Below are 7506 nucleotides of genomic sequence, written 5' to 3' on the forward strand. Positions count from 1 at the left end.
GAGTCCGTGCGAATGAAGGGAAAAGCGCGTCGTTTCATTAACCAACGACGCCTGTTCACAACGACTTAACGGTTGACGCTGAAGCTGTAGCCACACGCCAGGCACTGATAGTTGAGAAGGATTTTTTCATCGATCTGCTCGCCCAGCGTGGCCCCGGCAATGCCACCTGCGACCCCACCGAACAGACCACCCAAAATCGCCCCGGCGATGCTGCCGATAGCGATTCCCACCGGCCCGCCGACTACTCCCAGCACCGCGCCGGCTTCTGCGCCTGAAAGGGCGCCGGCGGCACCGCTGGCCACACCGCCTGCCGCACCAATTAATCCACCCGTTTGTTTACCGATATTTTTCGTGACGACGCGTCCAGAGTTACAGCTTGGGCACGGGTTATACATACGCAGATCCTCTCCAGTGATGAGCGTGCTGAGCCAAAAGTGAGCACGCCAAATCCCCGACAGCAGTCGATACCGTGGGGCGTTCACGTAGGTGATATAGATCTGAAATATTTTCGGATGTGATTTCGATCGGTAACAGCTGGTGCTTGCGGTAACTGAACTCGGGTTGACTTGCCGATCTCAAGACCTATAATTACCAAATGGTAATTAATGGTGGTTGTAGATGCTCCGACAATCTGCGGCAAAAAGTGGGGATGCGACGTGCAGATCTCGTCGCAGAATAAAAAGTAGATGGGCGTTAATAGTGGGTTGGCCGCTTGTTACAACCAGAGTGCGAATGTCAAGGCGCTTCGCTATGGCATCGTCCGTGCTGTTCGCTTCTGCGGTGGCAGTCTGGTACCCGATTCCGTACAGGGACAGTGTGACTACTGATGATGCCTACGTCCGGGCCGATCTGACCCCGCTAGTATCACACGTTGAAGGATATCTCGTGGATGTGCCGATCCGCGACAATCAGAGAGTGCGTTCTGGCGATTTGTTGGCATTAGTGCAGGATGCTGATTATCGAGAAAAGGTCGCCGAAGCTCAGGCTAAGTCTGATTTAGCCGCTGCCGCGCTGGTCGAATCTCTCAGCCAAAAGCAATATCAACAGATTCAAGTAGAAGCGGCTGCGGCATCCTTACGGGCTTTACACGCTGAGTTGGATCGCGCAGTTGCTGATCACAGTCGCTATCATGCTTTACTGCCAAGTGGATCTGTGTCTCGCCAGCAGGTTGATGGTATTGATGCAGACGTTAAGCGTTTGAGCGCTAATCTTGCCCAGAGGCGCGCCGAGTGGATGGCGGCGCAACAGCGGGAGAAAATGAGCAATGCGAGTATAAACAAGGCGAGAGCCAATCTTCAGGCTGCACAGTCGAGTCTGAATCTGCGCAATATAGATCTTGGCTGGACACGTATCACGTCTCCGGTTGATGGCGTCATTGGCGAGCGTCATGTGCGTCCTGGTATGTATGTGCGCACCGGAACGCTGATCGCCGATGTAGTTCCGCTGCCACATGTTTGGGTGGTCGCAAATTTTAGGGAAAGCGAGATAACGCATATACGCCCAGGACAGCGCGTTACTATTTTGGTTGACAGTCTGCCTGGCCGAGCATTCGAAGGTAAGGTTGACAGTCTTCAGCCTGCCAGCGGGGCGCAGTTTGCTTTGCTTCCAGCCGACAATGCGACAGGTAATTTCACTAAGGTAGTTCAGCGTTTTCCGGTGAAGATCACACTTGACCCGAGTCAGGATTCGCAGTCCTCTCTGCTCCCGGGTATGTCCGTTACTACGACCATTCACACATCAACCGGACTGAGTTCAGGAAATTTTATTGATTGGTTAACCGGCTGGCTGCGAGGGCGGGTGTGAGTGACTCTTTAGGCCTTGCCGTATCAGAAGTGAATAGTCGGCTGAAGTCGCGACTTTTTCCCGGATCTTTGATTCGATGGGATCGTCGGCGTTTTTCGGCCTGCGTGGCCGCTATTGCTGCAGCCTGGATGACCGTGCTCGGTGCCCGATACGTTGTGCTGGGATTTGCCGATGTACGGGGTGGTTTAGGCCTGGGGGTTGACGAAGGTACTTTGCTTTCTTCAGCTTATGCCGCTGGAGATGTAGTCGGCGTGGTGATTGGCTGCTGGTTGGCAACTGCGTTATCACTTCGACGGGTGTTGTTAGGGGCAACGTTGCTCTTTATGGCTACCTCGGTATTAATGGCGTTCAGCCCTCCTTATGCTGCTCAGATCATCGTTCGCTTTGCACAGGGTATGGCCGGCGGGGTCCTATTACCGATGGCGATAGTTGCGCTATTGCGAACTCTACCGGCTAGGCATCGTGCTCTTGCTTTGGCACTGTATATCTCCGCCTCGACTCTGGCCCCGCAGTTGGCCGCTGCAATCACAGGCTGGCTGCTCGACCACTGGGGATGGCGCGCACTGTTTCTCGCAAACCTTCTGCCTGGCATATTCGCATTGATCGCGGGTTTCTATGGTCTGCCGCGCGAAAGACTGCGTTTGCGGCCTTTGCTTCATATGGATCGGTTTGGAATGCTCCTGTTCGTTGGCGGGCTTGGCATGCTCGCCTGTGCTTTCGATCAGGGTAATCGGCTTGATTGGTTACAGGCAACCCCAATTAGAGTGTTGCTATTCGCCGGTACGGTTGCCATATGCGGATTTATATATCACGTGGTCAGAGTGAGGCATGATCGCCTGCTTAATGTAGAACTGCTGTCGAGACGCAATATAGTACTGGGCATTTTGGGAATTTTGCCTTTCAGTGTCGCTGTGACAGGTTGCAGCTATGTGATTCCCCAATTCCTTATACAGATACACAGCTATCATCCGCGCGAATTGGGAGCGGTGCTGTGGGATGCAGGCTGGCCGCAATTGATTAGTTTTGCGGGCGCGGTAGTGTGCTTGGATAGGAAATGGTTGGGAGGTCCCCGTCGTTTACTTGTATTGGGGGGCGTATTGGTCGCCACGGGTGCTCTGCATGACAGCTTGAACATCGACGGCTCATGGGAGGGCGATGAGTTGCGCATTGGGCAGATATTGCAGGGCTTAGGGCTGCCCCTGATCTTGTTGCCACTACTGTATTTGTATGTTGGTGATCTTTTGCCGCGCGAGGGATTGCATGCTGCTATGGCATTCAATGTTATGCGCAGTATCTGCGGTACGGCGGGTTTGGCTTGGGTTAGCACTTTGGATCGAGTACGTGAGCAAACCCGATCTAATGTACTTATGGATCATGTGAGCACATCCTCGGCCGCTGTTTCAGCGAGGCTGGATGCCCTTATCTCGGCAGTCAGTATGCGGTCCAGCGGCAGTGATCAGGCGACGGAACAGGCATTGCATCTACTAGCTAGTAATGTGCGGCTTCAATCTCAGATTTTGGCGCATGCCGATACCTTGGCAGCGATCGCTGTGGTTACATTAATAGGTGCAGTGTTGGCGGCATTTATGATGCCCTACGGATCGGGACATCCCAGTTCTAATGTCCGCCACGCTTGAGTACCGTGCTTATTAGCACTCTCGCCAGAGTGTATGATATTTAATGGTATCCATACTCAAAGGACTTCATTGATGTTGAGTCTGAATAATGCCCTTTAGTCTATTGCGGCGGCGCAATTTAAGACTGAGCGAATCAATCAGCCGATGAGGATTGCGGTGGAGGACGCTGGAGAGGATTTAATCGCGCATATCCGGATTGGTGAGTTCGGTATTAGCCCTTTAGATATGGCTCGATATATTCAGTCAGGCGGACCACTCTTCGCTATAAATAGTTCGAACGGGGAGGGGGGGCAGTTGCGATATATTCTTGGCGAATACAGTTGCTTCGCGACGGTACTGTTATAGGAGCCGTCGGAGTGATTGGCGGTGCGCGTGAGCGGGACGATTTAATCGTGTGAGCTGGCGTCGCAACTTTTAGTTAGCTCCGTCGCGCGTCAATGCCTGCATGGCAGCAGGTGCTCCATGCAGGAAGCGAATGATAGATATTTCGATAAAACGATCCAGATCTTCCGGAACTGTCATGTCATATACCCAGCGACGTTGGGCAAGATAAAATAATTCACCGTGTAATCCCCATGCAACTTCAAGCTCAGCCGACGATAAGGTCTCACCGGGTGGCTTTTCGCAGGAAAGCTCACGTAATTCCATCGCCACTGGTTCGATCACTTTGGTCTGGATTAGGGAAAGATAACGTTGACTGATGCCGACGCCCTTGAGTCCTGCAAAAATAAAAATCCTAACCCAGTCATATCGAAAGATCGCAGGCAAATATGCCTTGTAAAAGTCGATTAATCGCGCTTCCAAGGTCTTTCCAGGCTGCTTTAGCATTGCCTCCCATTCAGGTTGCCAGCGGCTAAGGTAGACCTCTTGGTACACTCTATCTATCAACGCCTCTTTCGTTGCGAAATAACGAAACAGGTTCTGGTGTGTGATTCCAAGGCGTTCGGCTAACTCGCGTAGGGTACCTTCGAATCCGACCTCGGCGAAAAAGCGTACCGCCTCTTCAATAATCTCCCTCTCACGCTCTTGGGGGGGCATGCGTTTGCGTTTGTTTGGCGTTGGCCTCGAGGAGTCGTCGATCGTCTCGGCGGGGGCACATTTGCGTTTCGATTGTGGTGATCTGATCATGCTTTCAGCATAACGATAGACAATCGCTTGGTAAACAAGGTGGGACGCTTTGCAGTGAAATGTCGCACCACGCTCGCTAATTACTGATTGGTAAATAACTATTGATCGGTTGATTTTTTGCCCTATAATTACCATCCGGTAATTATTCATGTTGCGGACAAACTGAAGCGCATTTCAAATCAATTAGGAGGATTTCTGTAATGGCTAAAGCCCCCGAAACTGTATCAGTCAACGATCAGCGTTTCCTTGCTGGCCAGGCGGCGTTTGAGGAGATCACTGGGCTGCGTTCTAGTGAATTCTTGGACGGGCTAAAGGACCTTGCTCCTGCTATAGGCCGATTTGTTATGGAGTGGGAATTTGCCGATGTCTATGGGCAGAGTTCGTTAGATCTGCGTACCAGAGAACTCATTATGGTAGCTGGATGTGTTGCGCTAGGAGCAACTGCTGCTCCCATTCTGAAACTGCGAATTGGCTCAGCCTTGCGTGCCGGTGTTTCGCGTCAGGAAATTATTGACACAATTATCCAAATAGGTATAGCTGCCGGAGTTCCTGCTGCACTAGCGGCGATTCAGTCTGCTGGAGAAGTATTTGCAGTGCTCGATGCTTAAAGTGTTATCTGTTGCTTTTTTAGTAGGGAGCTCGAGAATAAAACAAGGCTCTGCGATGTTTGGAAGGCCCGGCTAGGGGTGGTCTGAGGTAGTCATATTTTTTTGTAAAATTCGGCTGCCTTCAATTTTGAAAGTGCCGATTTGATCCAAAACGCTCAGATCACTCACTCATTCCTATCTTTATTAGCCGCCGTGAGAACCTCGCGGTGGCTATTCCCTATATTACAGGCACACCTCTCCTGTATCGCTCGCTAAATGTCGGAATGCCATCCACAGATTCGACATTGCAAATCGCGTCGCCAGATGTGCCGTGTCCTTTGCCAGGCTAGGGAAGCGTGTTTTCACAAAACTGAACTGGCTATTGATCATTGGAAAGGGTGTTAGAACTTATTCAAAATTACTTTACCGCTCGCTTCTGTAGGCTCGTTATATACGTCGCTCTGAATCGCATGCCTACCTGCAGTGGGTGTCGATGCGACTTCAATCGGGATACTACTGCCAAGCTTATCCACTGCCACTGGGACACAAAAACATAAATTTTTCTTGGGTCATTTTTCAATAAGCTCCAACATGTAAGCCTGTGCTTGCTATTGTGTAGCTGCGAAGCGACGCCCGGTCTGGCTCTGACGTAACAGCCGTATTCATCGTTAGCTGAGTAAATTTTTAAGCCTGGTTACTGACAAGCTTTTAAGCAGGTTGATCATCACTCCAGTGTTCCGTCACTTGAAGGATGTCAGCTTTGGTGGTCTTAGCTTCATGATGGTGAGAGCCATGGCAGTTTGAGAGTCTGCCACAGCTATTTGTTAAAAAGCTAAACTCACTTCGCGTCTATATCCAGCGCTAGCTTGTAACTTTTCTGGTTTTCAAGGTTTTTAATGTAGGTTTCAATATGTGGAAATTCGCTCTTGGATTTGAGCAGGTTGAGCGCGCCTTTCACCACAAATCCCAGCATGAAGTCTGCTCCTGTGAGTCTCTCCTCGATTAAAAACTTTTTGTTATTCAAGTGGTTGTTTAGATAGGAAAAAACTTTATTGAATTCAGCTTCGGCGTAGTTGTTAAGGAATTTTAGTTCGGTTCCAGATTGTGTTTCAAACTCATTAAATATTTTCAGTAAGAACGGAAGCATTGCCGAGCTTTCTGAGAAATGGATCCATTGTAAGTAGTCAAGGTATTCTGCAGAGCTTTCTGTTGGTGCTAAATGAGGTGCGAATTTTTTTATCAGGATTTCTGCGATCGCGCCTGACTCCGCAATTATTTTTCCATCAAGCTCGATAACTGGAGATTTGCCTAGGGGGTGAATGCCCCTCAGTGTCTCGGGGGCTAGATGTGTTTTTTTATCACGCTGATACCGAATAATTTCATATGGTTGGCCTATTTCTTCCAGCAGCCACAGAATACGAAACGACCTTGAGTCATTGAGGTGGTGAAGTTTTATCATCATTTTTACGCCTTCTGAGTGATCTCGGTAAGGGAAATGTGCATTGTCTGAGGCTATCGATAGTTAATTTGCGGACTCGCAACGAGTAGGCAAGAAATTGTATCTGTCAATATGCGACCAGTCTACTATTCTGGTGGGCTGAATGCTCCGATAGCACTTACGGTCCGCTCCGAGTCCTTTGAGATCTGCATCTCGATGCTTGTCTTCTAGCGAGAGAGGAGTGCGCCCACAGAAATCCAAGGAGCTTTGGGAGGCTTAGGATTGGTTCTTTGCGTGTACTGCGGCGCTATGAGGATGCCGAGCGTGGGTTGGTGTTTAGACCTGCGGCGGCCATCAACAATTGCTACAATCTCTGGAGCAAAAATCTCACATAGACGACTGGTCTATTTTATGGTAGCTTGCACTGATGAAACCACGTTACGATGATACGCGCCAACATTTGCTCGATACGGGTCACCGAATGATGGTGGTTAAGGGGTTCACGGGTGTTGGGCTTAACGAGATTCTGCAAGCCGCAAGTGTGCCAAAAGGTTCGTTCTATCATTACTTCAAATCCAAGGAGCAGTACGGGCAGTGCTTGCTCGAGGATTACTTTCGCAATTATCTGGCGAACATGGATGAACGATTTGCCGCTACCGGCAATACAGCCCGTGAGCGGCTTATGGGATATTGGCAGAAATGGCTTGAAAGCTATTGTAAGCCCTGCGATGAGCAAAAGTGTCTTGTAGTTAAACTGAGCGCTGAGGTTGCAGATCTTTCGGAGGTTATGCGCCTCACTCTCCGTGACGGAACAGATCAGATAATTGAACGTATTTCTGGCTGTCTTGAGCAGGGTCAACTAGACGGTTCTTTGCCGCAAGGTGATGCTTACCGAACGGCCTTGGCGCTATAC

7 protein-coding genes and 1 pseudogene are annotated in these 7506 nt (G+C 50.1%); 4 read left to right on the forward strand and 4 right to left on the reverse strand.

Translation table 11 applies throughout. From position 1 onward, the window contains the following. Window positions 1-65: 65 nt before the first annotated feature. Complete coding sequence (locus tag BMH52_RS25740; RefSeq protein WP_032902032.1) at window positions 66-395, reverse strand: hypothetical protein; 330 nt, start codon at window positions 393-395, stop codon at window positions 66-68. A gap of 355 nt (window positions 396-750) precedes the next feature. Between BMH52_RS25740 and BMH52_RS25745 the strand changes: the two genes are divergently transcribed. Together BMH52_RS25745 and BMH52_RS25750 are read left to right on the forward strand one after the other, a co-directional pair. Beyond that, on the forward strand, window positions 751-1803 hold the full coding sequence (locus BMH52_RS25745) for an HlyD family secretion protein (RefSeq protein ID WP_052673020.1): 1053 nt from the start codon (window positions 751-753) through the stop codon (window positions 1801-1803). Next, window positions 1800-3440: an MFS transporter gene (locus BMH52_RS25750; RefSeq protein ID WP_127882194.1), complete on the forward strand. Its 1641-nt coding sequence runs from the start codon at window positions 1800-1802 to the stop codon at window positions 3438-3440. Before BMH52_RS25745 ends, BMH52_RS25750 begins: the two co-directional genes overlap by 4 nt. Before the next feature lie 414 nt (window positions 3441-3854). Here the strand turns inward: BMH52_RS25750 and BMH52_RS25760 are convergent, their stop codons facing one another. Continuing rightward, a complete protein-coding gene (locus BMH52_RS25760; protein WP_233098363.1) occupies window positions 3855-4718 on the reverse strand; it encodes a TetR/AcrR family transcriptional regulator in 864 nt (287 codons plus the stop codon). A 50-nt stretch (window positions 4719-4768) separates the two neighbouring features. On the opposite strand from BMH52_RS25760, the gene BMH52_RS25765 reads away from it, so the two are divergent. Then, window positions 4769-5176 (forward strand): carboxymuconolactone decarboxylase family protein, encoded by a 408-nt coding sequence (locus tag BMH52_RS25765; protein ID WP_010562376.1) that lies wholly within the window; start codon window positions 4769-4771, stop codon window positions 5174-5176. Between the two features lie 222 nt (window positions 5177-5398). On the opposite strand, the pseudogene BMH52_RS29785 reads toward BMH52_RS25765, so the two are convergent. After that, window positions 5399-5554, reverse strand: a pseudogene (locus BMH52_RS29785) (IS5/IS1182 family transposase); the annotation flags it as partial. 439 nt (window positions 5555-5993) lie between these two features. After that, window positions 5994-6617, reverse strand: coding sequence for a glutathione S-transferase family protein (locus BMH52_RS25775; RefSeq protein ID WP_169878815.1), 624 nt, complete (start codon window positions 6615-6617; stop codon window positions 5994-5996). 403 nt (window positions 6618-7020) lie between these two features. Here BMH52_RS25775 and BMH52_RS25780 point away from each other — a divergent pair. Then, window positions 7021-7506, forward strand: a 486-nt coding sequence (locus BMH52_RS25780) for a TetR/AcrR family transcriptional regulator (protein WP_073845493.1), incomplete at its 3' end; no start/stop codon positions are given.

This window comes from Pseudomonas sp. BTN1 (assembly GCF_001907715.1).
Taxonomy (GTDB): domain Bacteria; phylum Pseudomonadota; class Gammaproteobacteria; order Pseudomonadales; family Pseudomonadaceae; genus Aquipseudomonas; species Aquipseudomonas paracarnis.